Source organism: Pseudomonas sp. 43(2021) (genome assembly GCF_017490805.1).
Taxonomy (GTDB): domain Bacteria; phylum Pseudomonadota; class Gammaproteobacteria; order Pseudomonadales; family Pseudomonadaceae; genus Aquipseudomonas.
Genome location: NZ_JAFGYJ010000582.1, coordinates 1 through 431 on the forward strand (window position 1 = coordinate 1; position 431 = coordinate 431).

Here is a 431-nt window from a genome sequence, read left to right on the forward strand (position 1 = left end):
ATTCTGCTGCGCGAGCTTGCTGTTGCCGACCGAGAAAGACAGACCGCCGCCCGACATCAAACCCGAGTGCTGTTCCTGATAGGTGGTCGACGATTGGCTGGTGTCCTGCGACGTCGTTATGTTCACGTCGTGCGCCGCATTCAGCGCCACATCGTGCGTACCGACGACCGTACTACCTTGAACATTGATGTCCTTGCCGCTGCCGATCGACACGCCGTCCGCCGAAATCAGGCTGCCGTTCGCGACGGTGCTGGTCGCGTCCTGACTGCTGGCGATCTTCGTGCCGCTCACGACGCCACTGCGGCTATGCGTCTCGCGCGAGTTGTACACGTGCGTTTCGGTCGCGGCCCCGACGTTCACGTCGCCGGCCGCCAGCAGGTTCGCATCGCCTTTCTTCAGGTCGATCGTGCTGCCGATGACATTGATGTCCT

Annotated in this window: 1 protein-coding gene; it reads right to left on the reverse strand. The window is 61.9% G+C overall.

All coding sequences use genetic code 11. The features are described from left to right. Positions 1-431 (reverse strand): hemagglutinin repeat-containing protein (locus J5M71_RS28805; RefSeq protein WP_207839086.1); only part of this gene is annotated, 431 nt, incomplete at both ends.